This is a genomic window from Burkholderia sp. BKH01 (genome assembly GCF_025685725.1).
Lineage (GTDB): Bacteria > Pseudomonadota > Gammaproteobacteria > Burkholderiales > Burkholderiaceae > Burkholderia > Burkholderia pyrrocinia_C.
Genome location: NZ_JAOTQT010000045.1, coordinates 1 through 15,211 on the forward strand (window position 1 = coordinate 1; position 15,211 = coordinate 15,211).

The following is a 15,211-nucleotide window of genomic DNA, read 5'->3' on the forward strand; positions in this document are numbered from 1 at the left end:
TTGCCCATCGCGGAGAGCAACTTCTCCGCGCGCAGCGTGCCGTTGTTGGTCGTATCGCCCATGACCCGCACGTCGAGCCCGCTGACAACGCTGTCGGCGCCGACGTTGGTCAGGCGGCCGCCGATCTCGAGCGCGTCGTCGCTATGCAGCGTGCCGGCATTGGTCGCGTTGCCGGCAATCCTGACGCTGCGCCCGCGCACGGAACCGTCGTTGTCGAGGCGGCCGGACACGTCGACGGTATCGGCGCTGACCGCGCCGTGATTATCGAGTGCGCTCAGAACCGACACCGTCTGCGCTTGCAACCGCCCGCTCGACTCGATCGTCGCCTTGCCGTTCGATTCGAGCGTCACGTGGCCGGCCGACGCGTCGACCGTGCCGGCGATCCTGATGCCGGTTTTCGCCGACGCGCCGACCAGCGCGATCTTGTCCGCCCGCAGGCTGCCCGATTCGGACACGTCGATCGCCGCGGCCGGCGCCTTGCCGCTTGCCGGACCGGAGAGCGTCTGCCGGTTCGATTGCTCGATCGCAGCCGTGCCTTGATGCGCGACAGCGACCAGCGTCTTCGCGCGCACCGCCGCATCGACCTTCAGGCCGCGCGACACGAGATCGAGCTGGTTCGCGTTATGTGCGTCGAGCCCGGCGCCGTCGATCGCGATGCGGCCGTTTTCGGTCCGGAATCGTGCGATACGGCCGTCCTCGTCGAATTCCGTCGTACCCGCGACGAGCGATACGCGGTTCGCGTTGATGAAACTCGCGCCGTTCACGCTGATCCCGTTCGGGTTCGCAACGATCACGCGCGCCTGCTGCCCCGCGACTTCGGTTGCCCCGGCCAGCACCGACGCGTTGCCGCCCGTCACCTGGTTCAGGATGACTTGCGCCGAACGGCCGCCGAGTTGCGCATTGCCGTCGATGCCGCCCGCCAGTTGCGTGTTCGTGCGGTTCACGCTGTTGTTCAGCACGAGCCCCTTCGGGCCGACGTTGTAGTCGAGGAAACGGTTCGAGGAAATGCCGGTGGCGTCCGGCGCGTTGATGTCGACGATCGGCGTGCCGTTCGGCGCGGCGCCAAGAACGGGACGATTGGCCGCGTTCGGATCGACGACGAGTTTCGGGTTCGTTTCGGCGATAGGCGGTGCAGGGTCAACCGGCGGCTTCGTTTCAGCAACCGGCGGTTCCGGGTCGACCGGTGGCTTCGTCTCCGCTACCGGCGGTTCCGGGTCGACCGGTGGCTTCGTCTCCGCTACCGGCGGTTCCGGGTCGACCGGCGGCTTCGTCTCCACTACCGGCGGCTCCGGGTTCACCGGTGGCTTCGTTTCAGCAACCGGCGGCTCCGGGTCGACCGGCGGCTTCGTTTCCGCTACCGGCGGCTCCGGGTCGACCGGCGGCTTCGTTTCAGCAACCGGCGGTTCCGGGTTCACCGGTGGCTTCGTTTCAGCTACCGGCGGCTCCGGGTCGACCGGCGGCTTCGTCTCCGCTACCGGCGGTTCCGGGTCGACCGGCGGCTTCGTCACCTCGTCATCGTCCGTCCAGTTCCCGCCGTACTGCAGACCGGACGGCGCCGAGAGCGTCCCCGCGCTCAGCGTTCCGCCGTTCGAGATCCGGACTCTGCCATCCGACAGCAACGTCATCGAGCCCGTGAACGCCTCGACCTTGCCCGAGATATTGATGCCAACGCCCGCCGACGTGCCGCGCATGACGATCGACTCCTCTCCATGCACGCTACCGAGTCGTGACACGTCGATCGCGACGCGCGGCAGTTCCCCGCTCGTCGACGCATCGAACGACATCGCCTGAGGATTCTCGATGGCCGCCGTCCCTTGCTGCGCGACCGCGACCAGTTTCTTCGCGTGCAGAGCGGCGTTCACCTTCAGGCTGCGCGACACGAGATCGAGCTGATCCATATTGCGCGCGTCAAGCCCCGCGCCATCGATCGTGATGCGGCCGTTCTCGGTCCGGAATCGCGCGACGTTGCCCTGCTCGTCGAACTCCGTCGTGCCCGCAACGAGCGACACGCGGTTCGCGTTGATGAAGCTGGCGCCGTTCACGCTGATCCCGTTCGGGTTCGCGACGATCACGCGCGCCTGCTGCCCCGCGACTTCGGTCGCGCCGGCCAGCACCGACGCGTTGCCGCCCGTCACCTGGTTCAGGATGACCTGCGCCGCGCGGCCGCCGAGCTGCGCATTGCCGTCGATATAGCCCGCCAGTTGCGTGTTCGTGCCGTTCACGCTGTTGTTCAGCACGAGCCCTGCCGGCCCGACGTTGTATTCGGTAAAGCGGTTGGCCGAAATGCCGGCGGCATCCGGTGCGTTGATGCCGACGATCGGCGTGCCGTTCGGCCCGTTCGTGATACCGGGACGGTTGGCCGCGTTCGGATCGACGACGAGCGCCGATTGCGCAAACGCGGGCTGCGCCGCGAGGATCGGCATCGCGAGCGTCAGCGCCGCGGCGAGCGCGGTGCGCGCGGACGGCATCGCCGCGCGCGGGCGATGGTGTTGTTGATGTTTCATGGTCTTCTCGGTTTCCTGAAGATGAAAGGACGGGCGTGGCAGGCGCCACGCCGAACCGGGCCGGTCCGTCGATCGGCCGATGGACGAGCGTGCGTACTTACATGGCGATTCCCTCCGTGACGTTCGGCGGGCGCGGACTCGCCCGCCGCGATCAGAAACGGCTCGTGAGCGACACATCGAACGTGGGTTGCGCGGTTCGCAGCGCCCCGGGCTTGCGAAGCGGCATGCCGAGCGCGACGTCGTAGCCGAGCATCCGGTAGCCGCCGCGCACGCCGAGCGCAGCGCCGATCAGCGTGCGCCCTTCCCGGCCCGCGCCTTCGCGCGAGCCCGCGCCCGTGACCAGGCCGGCATCGAGCGCGACATAGGCCTCGTGCGCGCCGAACCACGGTGTGGCCAGCTCGTTGCGCCAGAACCAGCCGCTGTCGCCGGCGAGCGTCTGGTTGCCGTCGAAGCCGCGCACCGTGTAACGGCCGCCGATTTGCAGGTATTCGGTCGACGGCAATGCGCCGGGCGCGTACTGGAACTGGAGGAATCCGCGATAGCCGAACGGCCGCGCGCCGATCCGGAACGGCGCGTCGGCGCCGAGCGCCGCGGTATACACGCGATAGCGGCCGTCCCATGCGGTCTGCCCGTTGACGCGTCCGGGGAACGCGCTCAGCCCGGCGAGGCTTGCGCGCATGCCGACGCTCGCGTCGACGGTTGCACGCGCGAACTTCTCGCGATGCGCCGCGCTCACTTCGTAGCTGACGATGTCATGACGGAACACATCGAGTTCGATCGGACCGAACCACGAGCGGTCCTCGCGGCGGGCGAGCTTGAAGCGAAGCGTGGTCTTGCCGTGACCGGAGCGATACGGCACGTAGCCGAAGCCGGCTTCGTAGCGACGGGTCCGCTGGCCGAACGGCGGCACGACCATGCCGGGCAGGTCGGCCACCAGCGTCTGCCGGCTCGACCACTCGCTGACGCCGAGCGAAAACGACGCATAACCGATCGGCACGTTCCATGCGGCGCTTTTCGCCTGCGAGCCGAGCGACTTGTTGCGCAATGCGGCGTCGGTGTTGTAGGTGACGATCAGTTGATCGTAGAGCCGCAGCGGGGAATCGATCGAGACGATCGCGCCGAGCTGGTTGCGGCCGGTCGCATCGAGCCCGCCGTTGTCGGCCGTCGCGACGAAGCGAATGCGGCGCGCATCGTCCGGATGCCGGACGACGATGTCGGTGTCGCCCAGCGACGCGCCCGGAACCAGATCGAACGCGGTGGCCGCCTGGCCGGGCAGGCGGCGCACGTTCTCGAGTGCCTGATCGAGATCGCGCACGTTCAGCAAAGCATGCGCGCCGCGCGGAAACACGATCGGCGTCCAGCCGATCCGGCCGCGCGCATCGTCGATCGCGCCGATGCGGCCGGGCAGCACCTCGACGATCAGGCGTCCGGTCGACAGATCTTGCGGAGGAATGCTGACGAGCGACGTAATGTAGCCGCGCGCGATGAGACGCCGCCCGATCCATCCGCGCAGCAGGTTCAACCCGTTCCGGCCGATGCACGCACGTTCGATCGGGACGGCGTCACGCAGCCACGGGAAGGCGTCGGCACCCCGCCACTCGATCGCGTGAATATCGAAACACGGCGTTTCCGCCGGGAAATGCAGCGTATCGGATTCGCTCGGCGGCTTCGCGGACAGCACGTCCGGCCGGTCGAGCATCTGCTGCCTGAGCTCGTCGAGCTGTTGCGCCTGGTGGCGCTGCGCACTCAGCGGCTGCGTGCCGGACTGGGGCGTCTGCGCCGCGGCGGCAAAGGCGAACGCCAGCAGACTCGCGGCACCCAGCGCGCGACGGGAGAAGGCGGCTATGCGCTGTACATCGGCGGACCGGATTCGATCACCGTCGTTTTTGTTAACTATCCTTAACACTCGCATTCCGCCAATCTCGCGATACATCAATCAAGCGCGGATTATGCGGAAGCGAATTATCGGATTTCAATTCAAAACAACGTCTTGAAATTAAATTCGTACTTGTCCCATTATTTTTAACGGGATGAATAGGACATTTAATTTATCTCATTAAAATATTGACCGATCCCGTTAAGTCGACTCGACTCGTGCACATCGGCTCGTCGCGTAGCGCCCAGCTCGCGCAGCGTGGCAAGTTGCCGGCCGTCACGGAACAACGCGCGAGCTCGATCGAATGGCAAGACGCACCGGGCAATACGATGAATTGCGCGAATGACGGAATACGTTCGAATGGCCGATCATTGCCGATTTCACGCTGCCTGTCGGGTGCGGATTGCGAGCGGCGATCGCCGTCGCACCCGAATCAATCGGATTCGAAAGTATTTCGCCAACCGGTGAGACACGACGGCGCAAGCTTCCGCTCACGCATCCATCGCACGCTTGAGCAGCAATTCGCGCTCGCGCTCGTTGCGCGTCAGTTCCGCCGCGCGGCGGAACTCGAGCTTCGCCTCGTCGGCACGCCCGAGCTTCGCCAGCAGGTCGCCGCGCACGCTCGGCAGCCAGTGATAGCGCGCGAGCGCGGGATCGTCGCGCAGCACGTCGACGAGTTCGAGCGCCGCGGCCGGCCCGAACGCCATCCCCACCGCCACTGCGCGATTCAGCTCGACGACCGGCGACGGTGCGACTTCGACGAGCGCGTCGTACAGCGCGACGATCTGCGCCCAGTCCGTTTCCGACGCGTGCCGCGCACGCGCGTGGCAGGCGGCCAGCGCGGCCTGCAGCGCATACGGCCCGCGCACGCCGCCGAGCTTCGTCGCCCGTTCGAGCGCCGCGAGGCCGCGCCGGATCAGCAGTTGATCCCAGCGGCTGCGGTCCTGGTCGAGCAGCAGCACGGGCCGGCCCTGCGCATCGGTGCGCGCATGCATGCGCGACGCCTGCAACTCCATCAGCGCGACGAGCCCGAGCACTTCGCTCTCGTCCGGCGCCAGCCCCGCGAGCACGCGGCCGAGCCGTAGCGCTTCGTCGCACAACGCGGGGCGCATCCAGTCGTCGCCCGCGGTCGCCGCATGGCCTTCGTTGAACACCAGGTAGATCACCTCGAGCACCGACGCGAGCCGCGCGGGCCGCGCATCGGCGGCCGGCACCTCGAACGGCACGTGCGCCGCCGCGAGCGTGCGCTTCGCGCGTACGATCCGCTGCGCGATCGTCGGCTCGGGCGTCAGGAACGCACGTGCGATCTCGCCCGTCGTCAGCCCGCCGAGCAGCCGCAGCGTCAGCGCGACGCGCGCGTCGGTCGACAGCACCGGGTGGCACGACGTGAAGATCAGCCGCAGCAGATCGTCGCCGATATCGTCGTCGCTCGCGTCGGCGAGCGCATCGGCGATGTCGGGGACGACATGCGCTTCGAGCGCGTCCATCTCATGCCCGAGCTGGTCGCGCTTCGCCGCATGGAGCGACTCCTGCCGGACGCGGTCGAGCGCGCGACGCTTCACGGCCGTCATCAGCCATGCAGCGGGGTTGTCGGGCACGCCGTCGACGGGCCAGTGCTCGAGCGCCGCGACGAGCGTGTCCTGCGCCAGTTCCTCGGCCACGCCGACGTCGCGCACCACGCGCGCGGCGCGCGCGATGATTTTCGGCGCCTCGATCCGCCAGACCGCCTCGATCGCACGATGCGTCGCCTCGTGCGTCACGTCGACGGCCCCTGCGCGGACGCGTCCAGCGGCATGGCCATCAGCTCCCACGTATGGCCGTCCGGATCGTTGAACCCGTGGCCGTACATGTTCGGGTACTCGCGCGGCGCTTGCGGCGCGGCCCCACCGGCCGCCAGCGCCTTCGCGACGATCGCGTCGACTTCGGCACGGCTTTCGCACGACAGGCACGACAATACTTGGATGTGCGTCGCCGGATCGATGATGGTCTTGTCGGTGAAGGTCTGGAAAAACGGCCGCACGAGCAGCATCGCGAAGATCGTGTCGCTGATCTTGATGCAGGCCGCCTGATCGTTGGTATAGGCCGGCACGACCTCGAAACCGAGCGCCTGGTAGAACGTCTTCGCGCGCGGCAGGTCGGCCACGGGCAGGTTGATGAAAACCATTTTGTGCATGACGGGTGCTCCGGGTGAGGTTGGATTCAGGCGGCGGTGCCGCGGCCGACATGAAGTTCGCGGAACCGCTCGACCGCGTCGCTCGGCGTGAGGTCGTCGAGTTCGAACAGCGGCCGCACCTCGATCTCGCAATCCATCTCCGCGCCGAACGGCGCGGGGAACCGGCGCGTCCATTCGAGCGCCTCGTCACGCGAACGCACCTGGATCAGCGTATAGCCTGCGATCAGCTCCTTCGTTTCGGCAAACGGGCCGTCGACCACCGTACCCTTGCCGCCCGTGTAGCGCACGCGCCAGCCGCGCGCGCTCGGCCGCAGCCCGTTCGCGTCGAGCAGCACGCCGGCATTGGCCAGCTCCTCGTGATAGACGGTCATGGCCTCGACCAGCCGGTTGTCCGGCAACGCGTCGGATTCGCTGACGGCGTTCGCCCGGATCATGATCATGAATCGCATCGTTCACTCCTTGTCGTCGGTGGAAGGAGGCACCCGTTCATCGGCGCCTTATCCGGACGACGGGCGGAACACGGCCGGATCGACACTCGCCGCGACGAATCAGGGTAAACACCGAGTCGCAGCCTTCACAGGAAGCACGGGCCGACCGCGCGTACCTCGACCGTGCACCATTGCGCGGCCGGGCACTGGCGTGCGATCTCGATCGCTTCCTCGCGCGTGTCGACGTCGACGAGAAAGAAGCCGCCGACCATCTCCTTCGCCTCCGCGAACGGACCGTCGAGCAGGCGTGTTTCGCCGTCGCGCACCTGCACGCGCGTGCCGCGCTCGGAGCGCTCGAGCGATTCGACGCCGCGCAGCACGCCACGTGCCTTCAGCGTCTCGGCGAAATCGACCATCCGCGCGTAAAGTGCCTGGCCTTCGTCGAGCGTGCGATCGGCGCGCTGGTCGGTCGGTTCGACAATCAACAACATGTAAGACATGGACTCCTCCTGTGGGGACGGGGCGCGGCAGCGTTCGCTGCGCGATCGGCGTGCGCCACCCGATGCGAAAGCGTAACAGCCGCGGCAGGGCCTGCCTGCATCGTTAGCCATCCGGCGCTGGCCGGACGGCCAATTCGGCCGCTTCCTGGCATTTTGCCGTCAAGATGCGCTCCCGAACTGTCGGATTTTCTTCCAGTGGACCGTCCCATGTCACGCTTGCTTCCGCCGCTTGCCGTTGCGCTATTGCTCGCCCTCTCCGTCCGGCCTGCCCCCGCCGCGCTACCGGTCAGCGCCGGCTGCGGCGGCGCGACCTCGGCGATTGCCGACCTCCGCAGCGCCGGCGGCCCGTCGCCGCTGGCCGGGCAAACGACCTCGATCGAAGCCGTCGTCACCGCGGCGTTCGGCGGCGCCGACGGCTTCGGCGGCTTCTTCGTCCAGCAGGCCGACGCGCAGCGGCGGCATCGGCCGGGCGTTCCGGAAGGCCTGTTCGTGTACGCGCCGAACGCGCGGGCGAACGCCGGCGATCTCGTGCATCTCACGGGCCGGGTCGACGATAGATACGGCCGCACGCAGTTCGTGCTGTCAGGCGGCATCGCCGTCTGCGCACGCGGGCAGACGGTCACGCCGGCGACGCTCACGCTGCCGGTCGCCACGCCGGCCGTGCTGGCCGCGCACGAAGGCATGCGGGTGCGCCTGCCGCAAACGCTGACGGTCAGCGATACGCACGAACTCGCCCGCTACGGCAGCGTCGTTCTCAGCAACGGCCGGCTGCGCATCCCGACCCACGTCGCGCCGCCGGCCGAAGCCGCCGCGCACGCGGCGGCCAACGCGCGCAACCGCATCGTGCTCGACGACGGCTCGAGCCGCCGCGATCCCGCGACCGTCCGCTATCCGCCGCCCGCGCTGAGCGCCGCCAATACGCTGCGCGCAGGCTACACGGTGCGCGGCGTCGAAGGCGTGCTCGAACTGCGCTACGGCACGTGGCGGCTGCAACCGACAGCCGGCGCCGCGCCGGTGTTCGACGCCGCCGCGAATCCGCGCACCGATGCGCCGGCCCGGCATGCGGACGCCGACGTGCGCATCGTGTCGTTCAACGTTTTCAACTATTTCAACGGCGACGGCCATGGCGGCGGATTCGACGCGCCGGCCAACCGTGGCGCAAGAACGCACGCCATCTTCGCGCGGCAGGAAGCGAAGATCGTCGCGGCGTTGCGTGCGCTGCGCGCCGACGTGATCGGGCTGATGGAAATCGCGAACAACGGCCACGGCGACGCGAGCGCGGTGCGGCGTCTCGCTGCGCAACTTGGCGACGGCTGGCGCGCGGTCGATCCCGGCACCGCGCGGCGCGGCCGCGACGCGATCGCGGTCGCGCTGCTGTACGACAGCCGCACGGTCGAGCCGGTTGGGCGCGCCGCGACCGTCGCGCTCGGCGGCAGGCACCGCCCGCCGCTTGCGCAGACCTTCCGGCGCATCGGCGGCACGCGCGCGTTCACGGTCGCGGTCAATCACCTGAAGTCGAAGAACTGCCCGAACGCGACCGGCGCCGACCTCGACCAGGCGGACGGCCAGGGTTGCTGGAATGCGGCACGCACGCGGGCGGCCACACGCATCGCCGACTGGCTCGCCACATCGCCGACGGGCGCCGAGGCCGACGGCGTGCTGCTGATCGGCGACCTGAACAGCTACGCGAAGGAAGATCCGATCCGCGCGCTCGAGTCGCGCGGCTATGCGAACCTGGTTGCCCGCTTCGCCGGCGATGCTGCGTACAGCTACGTATTTCGCGGCGAAGCCGGTTACCTCGACCACGCGCTGGCCACGTCGACACTCGCCGCACGCGTGAAGACCGTGCACATATGGCACATCAATGCCGACGAACCGGTTGGGCTGCAAGCCGTGCCCGATTACAAAACGCGTGAGCACCGGTCGTCTTATTACGCACCCGACGCATACCGCTCGTCGGACCACGACCCTGTCATCGTCGATGTCGCGCTTGGCGCTGGCGGCTTGCCGCGCGGCTCGGGAACAAACCATGCTCCGCCATATGGCGTCGATTAGTGCATTTGCATCAACTCAAGGCCTGCAACGGCACTATTTACCTGACGCCCCTGGCGACGCCATATTTACCGGACATTCACTTTCGCACCGCGGTCCGATTCGCCTGATTGCGAAATTTTTTCAACCGCCGCACCGCCCCGTGCGACGGGGCTTCGCGGCAATCTTGCCGACGAATTGAAAATTTGTCTCGAAACTCAATTGGGTCAAGTGAATCACAATAGTTGCTGGGATTCGTCTTATCTTCAAATTAGCCTTGAATCGAAGGAGGATAACCACCATGGCGCTCACCGACTCGATCGAACACAAGCTGGACCGCGGCCTGGCCGACATCCGTCGCACCGGCCGCCGCGTGGGACGCACGACGCGCTCGGCGGCCCGTGACCTGCACGCCGACGTAACCGACGATCTGCGCGGGCTGGTCGACGAACTGGAAGACCTGCTGAAAAACGACGGCGACGGCGATATAGCCGCACTACGCAAGCGCGTGCAGTCCCGGCTCGACGAAGCGCGCAGCGCGCTCGACCACGCGTCGGGCAGCGCGGCCGCGCGGCTGCGCGATTCGGCCGAACGCGTGTCGCAAGCCGTGCACGACAACCCGTGGCAAACCGCCGGCGTCGTCGCGGGCCTCGCGTTCGTTGCGGGCCTGCTCCTTGCCCGCCGTTGAACGGGGCCGCCCGCACTGCCGGCCGCCCCACTGCCTGCACCGTCCGTCCTCAATCAGACAACGAAGGAGAACCGCCATGCAGAAGTCCCTCGCCATGAAAGCCGCCGCGGCCGTGATGCTCGGCAGCCTCGCGCTCGCCGGCTGCACGACCACGCCCGACAAACCCGAAACCGCGTCGGCCAGCGCGTCGAAGCGCCAGTCGATCGACGCGAGCGTGAACGCAACGCTGTCGCGCCTCTATTCGACGGTGCCGGGTTCGCGTGAGCTCGTCGCGAAATCGCGCGGCGTGCTCGTGTTCCCGAACGTGCTGCAGGCCGGCTTCATCGTCGGCGGCCAGTCCGGCAACGGCGCGCTGCGCGTCGGCGGCAGCACCGTCGGCTATTACAACACGTCGTCGCTGTCGGTCGGCCTGCAGGCCGGCGCGCAGTCGAAGGCGATCGTGTTCCTGTTCATGACGCAGGATGCGCTCGACTCGTTCCGCAAGTCCGACGGCTGGGCTGCCGGCGCCGACGCATCGGTCGCAGTCGTGAAGGTCGGCGCGAACGGCGCGGTCGACACCACCACGGCCACCGCGCCGGTCGAGGTGCTGGTCCTGACCAACGCGGGCCTGATGGGCGACCTGTCGGTGAACGGCACCAAGGTCACGAAGCTCAATATCTGACGATGCGGCACGCGGCCTTGCGCCGCGCTCGCTTCCCGGCAGCGCCGCGGCCCCGGCCGCGGCGTTTTCGCATGCGTCGCGCGCAGCGGCTATGATGGCGGCACCTTTGCGGGCATACTCCGGTTGGGCCGCCCGGCGGCGCGTTTCGCCGCGAACCCGTGACGTTTGCGAGCCGATCGCGCCCGAGGCAACGAGATTCAATCAAACCAAGCATCAATCTGCGCGAATGCCACCCATGGATAGCGGACACCACGATCACCAAAAATTCTTCTATTTCCTGCTGTTCGCGGTCACCGTCGGCATGTGCGGGATTCTCGCGCCGTTCTCCGGAGCCGTGTTCTGGGGCACCATTCTCGCGATCCTGTTCCAGCCGGTGCAGCGCTGGCTCGCCGCGCGCTTCGGCAAGCGGCGCAACCTGGCCGCGCTCGTGACGATGACGCTGATCATCCTGATCGTGATCCTGCCGCTCGTGTTCGTCGCCGGCACGCTCGTACAGGAAATCGCTTACGTCTATCAGGAAATCAAGACCGCGCAGCCGAACTATTCGCAGTACTTCCAGGAAATCATCCACGCGCTGCCGACCTCGATCCAGCGCCTGCTCGCGAAATACGGGCTGACCAACATCCCCGGCATCCAGAAAAAGCTGACCGACGGCGCCGCGCAGATCAGCCAGTTCGCCGCGGCCCAGGCGTTCAGCATCGGCCAGAACACGTTCCAGTTCATCGTCAGCTTCGGCGTAATGCTGTACATGGTGTTCTTCCTGCTGCGCGACGGCGGCGAGATCGGCCGCCGCGTGCGCCGCGCGCTGCCGCTCGACGAGGAGCACAAGAACCTGCTGCTCGCGAAGTTCACGACGGTCGTGCGCGCGACCGTGAAAGGCAACATCGCGGTCGCGCTCGTGCAGGGCGCGCTCGGCGGGCTGATCTTCTGGATCCTCGACATCCAGGGCGTCGTGCTGTGGGGCGCGCTGATGGCGTTCCTGTCGCTGCTGCCCGCGATCGGCGCGAGCCTCGTGTGGATACCGGCCGCGCTCTACTTCCTGGCGATCGGCGAGATCTGGAAATGCGTGATCCTCGTCGCGTTCTGCGTCGGCGTGATCGGCCTCGTCGACAACCTGCTGCGCCCGATCCTCGTCGGCAAGGACACGAAGATGCCCGACTGGGTCGTGCTGATCTCGACGCTCGGCGGGATGGCGCTGTTCGGCATCAACGGCTTCGTGATCGGGCCGCTCGTCGCTGCGCTGTTCATGGCGAGCTGGGACATCTACGCGCGCGCCGAACAGGGCGAATAAAACGGCGCGCTGCCGTGTGCCACGCACCCGGCCGCCACCGCTCCATCCGCATGCACAAGCCCTCCGTCACGGATGGCGAATCCTGATCACGACGGGCGCCACGGCGCCCGTCGCTTCATCCGTCGCGACGGTCATCACACCGCCATACGGGCCCACGCGCTGAACGCGGCCCGACACCAGCGGCACGCTTCGATCGTCGTGCGCATCGCGCCACGTTGCGCGCACACCCGAATCGGCATCGAGCACGAACGCCGCACCGTCGGGCCCGACCAGTGCCACATGAGCCCCCGGCAAACGCCGGCCATGCGCATCGAATCGAAGCGTCGCCACGGCCCCGCTGCCCGCCGCGTCCCGTCCTTCGACAACCGCACCCGACGGCGCGTCGAACGTCACGTCGTAGAGATCGACGAGCGCGCCGGTAAACCGCACGACGCCGTCCGACGTGGCCTGCCCGGCCGCCATCGCATTCGACATCGCCAGCACGATGCCCAGCCCGATCGCCATCATCCGCACGGCGCCAGCGCACCGCACCGTTCGCACCGTTCGATTACGCATCGCCGCCGATGCCGCCCGCTTCGCGTTGTTCCGCATGCTCCCTCTCCTCTGCCGCGTGACCAGAAAAAAAGGCGGCGTGACACGTCGGTCACGCCGCCTGTTTGCTGGCAATCACTTTAAGGAGAGACGCCCGGACAATATATGGGACAAGTCCTAAATTGAGGACCGGTCGATCGAATTCACCGCGTTCGACAACGCATCGCGACAACCCGCGACCGGCATCGCACGGTGCATCGCAAGCCGGTCACGCGTCCGGATCGACACGCAGCACGAGCTTGCCGCGATGGTCGCCGTCGAACAGGCGATTCAGCACGTCGGGCGCGTTTTCGAGACCGTCGGCAACAGTTTCCTCGGCCTTGAGCCGACCGTCGCGCAACCAGCCCGCAAGCGTCTGCACGGCTTCGCGGCTCTTGCGGTAATCGAGGATCAGGAAGCCGCGCATCGTCAGCCGCTTCGAGATCAGCACGCCGACGTCGTCGGCCGCGCGGCCGCTGTTGTAGTTCGAGATCACGCCGCACAGCGCGACGCGCCCACCGATCACCATCCGCGACAACACCGCGCGCATCACCTCGCCGCCGACATTCTCGAAGTTCACGTGCACGCCGTCCGGCGTCGCCGCCTTCAGTTGCTGACGGAAATCGTCGGCCTTGTAGTCGACGGCCGCGTCGAAGCCGAGCGTCTCGGTCAGGTAGCGGCACTTGTCCGCGCCGCCCGCGATGCCGACCACGCGCGCGCCGTGGATCTTGCCGATCTGCCCGGCGATCGAGCCGACCGACCCGGCCGCCGCCGACACGACGAGCGTCTCACCGGGCTGCACCGGCGCGATGTCGGTCAGCCCGTAATACGCGGTCAGCCCGCTCATCCCGCAAGCACCGAGCAACGTCGGCAGCGGCAGGCTCGACTGCGCGGGCAGCTTCACGAGCTGCGCGGCCTGGTCGGCCGGCACGACCGCATAGTCCTGCCAGCCGACGAGCCCCTGCACGAGATCGCCTTCCGCGAAACCGGCATCGCGCGACGCGACCACGCGCCCGATGCCGAGCGCGCGCATCACCTCGCCGATCGCGACGGGCGGCAGGTACTGCGGCACGTCGCTCATCCACACGCGGTTGGTCGGATCCATCGACAGGTACAGCACGCGCACGAGCACCTCTCCGTCCGCGAGCGCCGGCACCGGCGTCTCGACGAGCGAGAAGTGTTCGCGGCCGACCCGCCCTTCCGGGCGCGTCTTCAGCAGCAGTTGGCGGTTCACGGGTGTCGACACGATGTTCTCCTCCGGTAGTTGTTGTGCGGGATGCGGGATGCGCGTCAGACCGCGCACATGCCGCCGTCGATCACGAGTTCGGCGGCCGTCACGAAGCGGCTTTCGTCGGATGCGAGATACACGGCCGCATGCGCGACGTCGTCCGGCTCACCGAGCCGGCGCAGCGGAATGCCGCGCGCGAGCTTGCGCGTCGCGTCGCGTTCGCCGAGCGTCTGGAACAGCGGCTCGACGATCCCCGTGCGGATGAACGCCGGGTGAATCGAGTTGCAGCGCACGTCGAGCTCGCGGCGTGCGCAATCGATCGCGACCGACTTCGTCAGCGACGCGACCGCCGCCTTCGACGCGTTGTACGCGGTGAAATCCGGCTCGACCTTGAACGCGGCGACCGACGAGATGTTGATGATCGATGCGGGATGGCTCGCGCCCAGGTACGACAGCGCATGCTTGCAGCCGAGCACGATGCTCTCGACGTTGATCGCCATCACGCGCCGCCATTCGTCCAGCTCGATTTGCGCGGGCGAGCCGATCGAGCCGACGCCCGCATTGTTGACGAGCACCGACAGCCCGCCCATCGCATCGTTCGCCTGCGCGAGCAGCGCCTGCCAGCGCGCTTCGTCGCGCACGTCCTGCGTCGCGGCGAACGCGACCGGCGTCGCGTGGCCCGCGTTGAGTTCCTGCGCGAACGCGTCGAGCACCGCCGCTTCGACGATGTCGGTCACGAACACGCGCGCGCCCTGCTCGACCATCCGGCGCGCGATCGCGCGGCCGAGGCCGCCCGCCGCGCCGGTAATGTATGCGCACTTGCCAGCGAGGCGCGAAGAAACGACTGTCATGTGACCTGCTCCTATCGTGAATCGACGTCGCGGAACGCGGCCGCGACGGGTTTTCCGTGCGTGTCGCGCCCGCCGCATGCCGGTCGACGGCGCGTCGACGTCATGAGGTGCCGCACGGTTTCCGCGAGTATATCGAGACGAGCGCGACGCGCGCCGGGCAGCCGGCCGTGGTCGAACGACAGCCAGCGTACGCGAATGCCGCCAATCGATGAAATGAATATTCGTTATGCCCGGTCATAGATTTCGCTCATGACCTTCACGTGCCGGTGCCAATGCGCAAAGCGGCGCGGCCGATCCCGCGGACCGGCCGGTTCGTCGACTCGGGGAATGACGGGCGACACGTTCCGCGACAGGCAGGAAACGATCGGGAAGAGGAATCGGGCAACAGCGGTCGATCGCCGGCGACAACC

Annotated in this window: 13 protein-coding genes; 4 read left to right on the forward strand and 9 right to left on the reverse strand. The window is 67.7% G+C overall.

Annotated elements, in window-relative coordinates; translation table 11 throughout:
• The 6 genes from OEJ37_RS34115 to OEJ37_RS34140 all read right to left on the reverse strand — a co-directional run.
• The coding region (locus OEJ37_RS34115; RefSeq protein WP_263349399.1) for a filamentous hemagglutinin N-terminal domain-containing protein at positions 1-2,504 on the reverse strand (2,504 nt) is incomplete at its 3' end.
• Positions 2,505-2,655: 151 nt separating this feature from the next.
• Positions 2,656-4,437, reverse strand: a complete 1,782-nt coding sequence (locus tag OEJ37_RS34120) for a ShlB/FhaC/HecB family hemolysin secretion/activation protein (protein WP_174418447.1) — start codon at positions 4,435-4,437, stop codon at positions 2,656-2,658.
• Between the two features lie 434 nt (positions 4,438-4,871).
• Entirely contained in the window at positions 4,872-6,140 is a 1,269-nt protein-coding gene (locus OEJ37_RS34125) for an RNA polymerase sigma factor (protein ID WP_175917649.1), read from the reverse strand.
• Positions 6,137-6,553 (reverse strand): VOC family protein, encoded by a 417-nt coding sequence (locus OEJ37_RS34130; RefSeq protein ID WP_175917648.1) that lies wholly within the window; start codon positions 6,551-6,553, stop codon positions 6,137-6,139. Before OEJ37_RS34130 ends, OEJ37_RS34125 begins: the two co-directional genes overlap by 4 nt.
• A 26-nt stretch (positions 6,554-6,579) precedes the next feature.
• The gene (locus OEJ37_RS34135; protein WP_175917647.1) at positions 6,580-7,002 is read right to left on the reverse strand and encodes a YciI family protein; all 423 of its coding nucleotides are present in this window, start codon (positions 7,000-7,002) and stop codon (positions 6,580-6,582) included.
• Positions 7,003-7,127: 125 nt separating this feature from the next.
• Positions 7,128-7,481: a YciI family protein gene (locus tag OEJ37_RS34140; RefSeq protein ID WP_174418449.1), complete on the reverse strand. Its 354-nt coding sequence runs from the start codon at positions 7,479-7,481 to the stop codon at positions 7,128-7,130.
• A gap of 207 nt (positions 7,482-7,688) precedes the next feature.
• Between OEJ37_RS34140 and OEJ37_RS34145 the strand changes: the two genes are divergently transcribed.
• The 4 genes from OEJ37_RS34145 (at position 7,689) to OEJ37_RS34160 (ending at position 12,152) form a co-directional block, all read left to right on the forward strand.
• A complete protein-coding gene (locus tag OEJ37_RS34145; protein WP_263349403.1) occupies positions 7,689-9,536 on the forward strand; it encodes an ExeM/NucH family extracellular endonuclease in 1,848 nt (615 codons plus the stop codon).
• 277 nt (positions 9,537-9,813) lie between these two features.
• The gene (locus tag OEJ37_RS34150; protein ID WP_152855696.1) at positions 9,814-10,200 is read left to right on the forward strand and encodes a YqjD family protein; all 387 of its coding nucleotides are present in this window, start codon (positions 9,814-9,816) and stop codon (positions 10,198-10,200) included.
• Positions 10,201-10,276: 76 nt separating this feature from the next.
• Positions 10,277-10,861: a YSC84-related protein gene (locus OEJ37_RS34155; protein WP_152855697.1), complete on the forward strand. Its 585-nt coding sequence runs from the start codon at positions 10,277-10,279 to the stop codon at positions 10,859-10,861.
• Between the two features lie 235 nt (positions 10,862-11,096).
• The gene (locus tag OEJ37_RS34160) at positions 11,097-12,152 is read left to right on the forward strand and encodes an AI-2E family transporter (RefSeq protein ID WP_175943313.1); all 1,056 of its coding nucleotides are present in this window, start codon (positions 11,097-11,099) and stop codon (positions 12,150-12,152) included.
• 66 nt (positions 12,153-12,218) lie between these two features.
• On the opposite strand, the gene OEJ37_RS34165 is transcribed toward OEJ37_RS34160, so the two are convergent.
• The 3 genes from OEJ37_RS34165 to OEJ37_RS34175 all read right to left on the reverse strand — a co-directional run bounded on the left by OEJ37_RS34165 (position 12,219) and on the right by OEJ37_RS34175 (position 14,801).
• A complete protein-coding gene (locus tag OEJ37_RS34165) occupies positions 12,219-12,743 on the reverse strand; it encodes a thioesterase (RefSeq protein WP_263349407.1) in 525 nt (174 codons plus the stop codon).
• 208 nt (positions 12,744-12,951) lie between these two features.
• Positions 12,952-13,968, reverse strand: coding sequence for an NADP-dependent oxidoreductase (locus OEJ37_RS34170; RefSeq protein WP_174418453.1), 1,017 nt, complete (start codon positions 13,966-13,968; stop codon positions 12,952-12,954).
• A gap of 44 nt (positions 13,969-14,012) precedes the next feature.
• Positions 14,013-14,801 (reverse strand): SDR family oxidoreductase, encoded by a 789-nt coding sequence (locus OEJ37_RS34175; RefSeq protein ID WP_152855700.1) that lies wholly within the window; start codon positions 14,799-14,801, stop codon positions 14,013-14,015.
• Between the last annotated feature and the right edge of the window lie 410 nt (positions 14,802-15,211).

What these genes read in the sequence shown, in the direction of transcription:
- OEJ37_RS34120 (WP_174418447.1), bottom strand. Translation starts at nt 4,437, where the DNA reads ATGTATCGCGAGATTGGCGGAATGCGAGTGTTAAGGATAGTTAACAAA.
- OEJ37_RS34130 (WP_175917648.1), bottom strand. Translation starts at nt 6,553, where the DNA reads ATGCACAAAATGGTTTTCATCAACCTGCCCGTGGCCGACCTGCCGCGC.
- OEJ37_RS34135 (WP_175917647.1), bottom strand. Translation starts at nt 7,002, where the DNA reads ATGCGATTCATGATCATGATCCGGGCGAACGCCGTCAGCGAATCCGAC.
- OEJ37_RS34140 (WP_174418449.1), bottom strand. Translation starts at nt 7,481, where the DNA reads ATGTCTTACATGTTGTTGATTGTCGAACCGACCGACCAGCGCGCCGAT.
- OEJ37_RS34145 (WP_263349403.1), top strand. Translation starts at nt 7,689, where the DNA reads ATGTCACGCTTGCTTCCGCCGCTTGCCGTTGCGCTATTGCTCGCCCTC.
- OEJ37_RS34150 (WP_152855696.1), top strand. Translation starts at nt 9,814, where the DNA reads ATGGCGCTCACCGACTCGATCGAACACAAGCTGGACCGCGGCCTGGCC.
- OEJ37_RS34155 (WP_152855697.1), top strand. Translation starts at nt 10,277, where the DNA reads ATGCAGAAGTCCCTCGCCATGAAAGCCGCCGCGGCCGTGATGCTCGGC.
- OEJ37_RS34160 (WP_175943313.1), top strand. Translation starts at nt 11,097, where the DNA reads ATGGATAGCGGACACCACGATCACCAAAAATTCTTCTATTTCCTGCTG.
- OEJ37_RS34165 (WP_263349407.1), bottom strand. Translation starts at nt 12,743, where the DNA reads ATGCGGAACAACGCGAAGCGGGCGGCATCGGCGGCGATGCGTAATCGA.
- OEJ37_RS34175 (WP_152855700.1), bottom strand. Translation starts at nt 14,801, where the DNA reads ATGACAGTCGTTTCTTCGCGCCTCGCTGGCAAGTGCGCATACATTACC.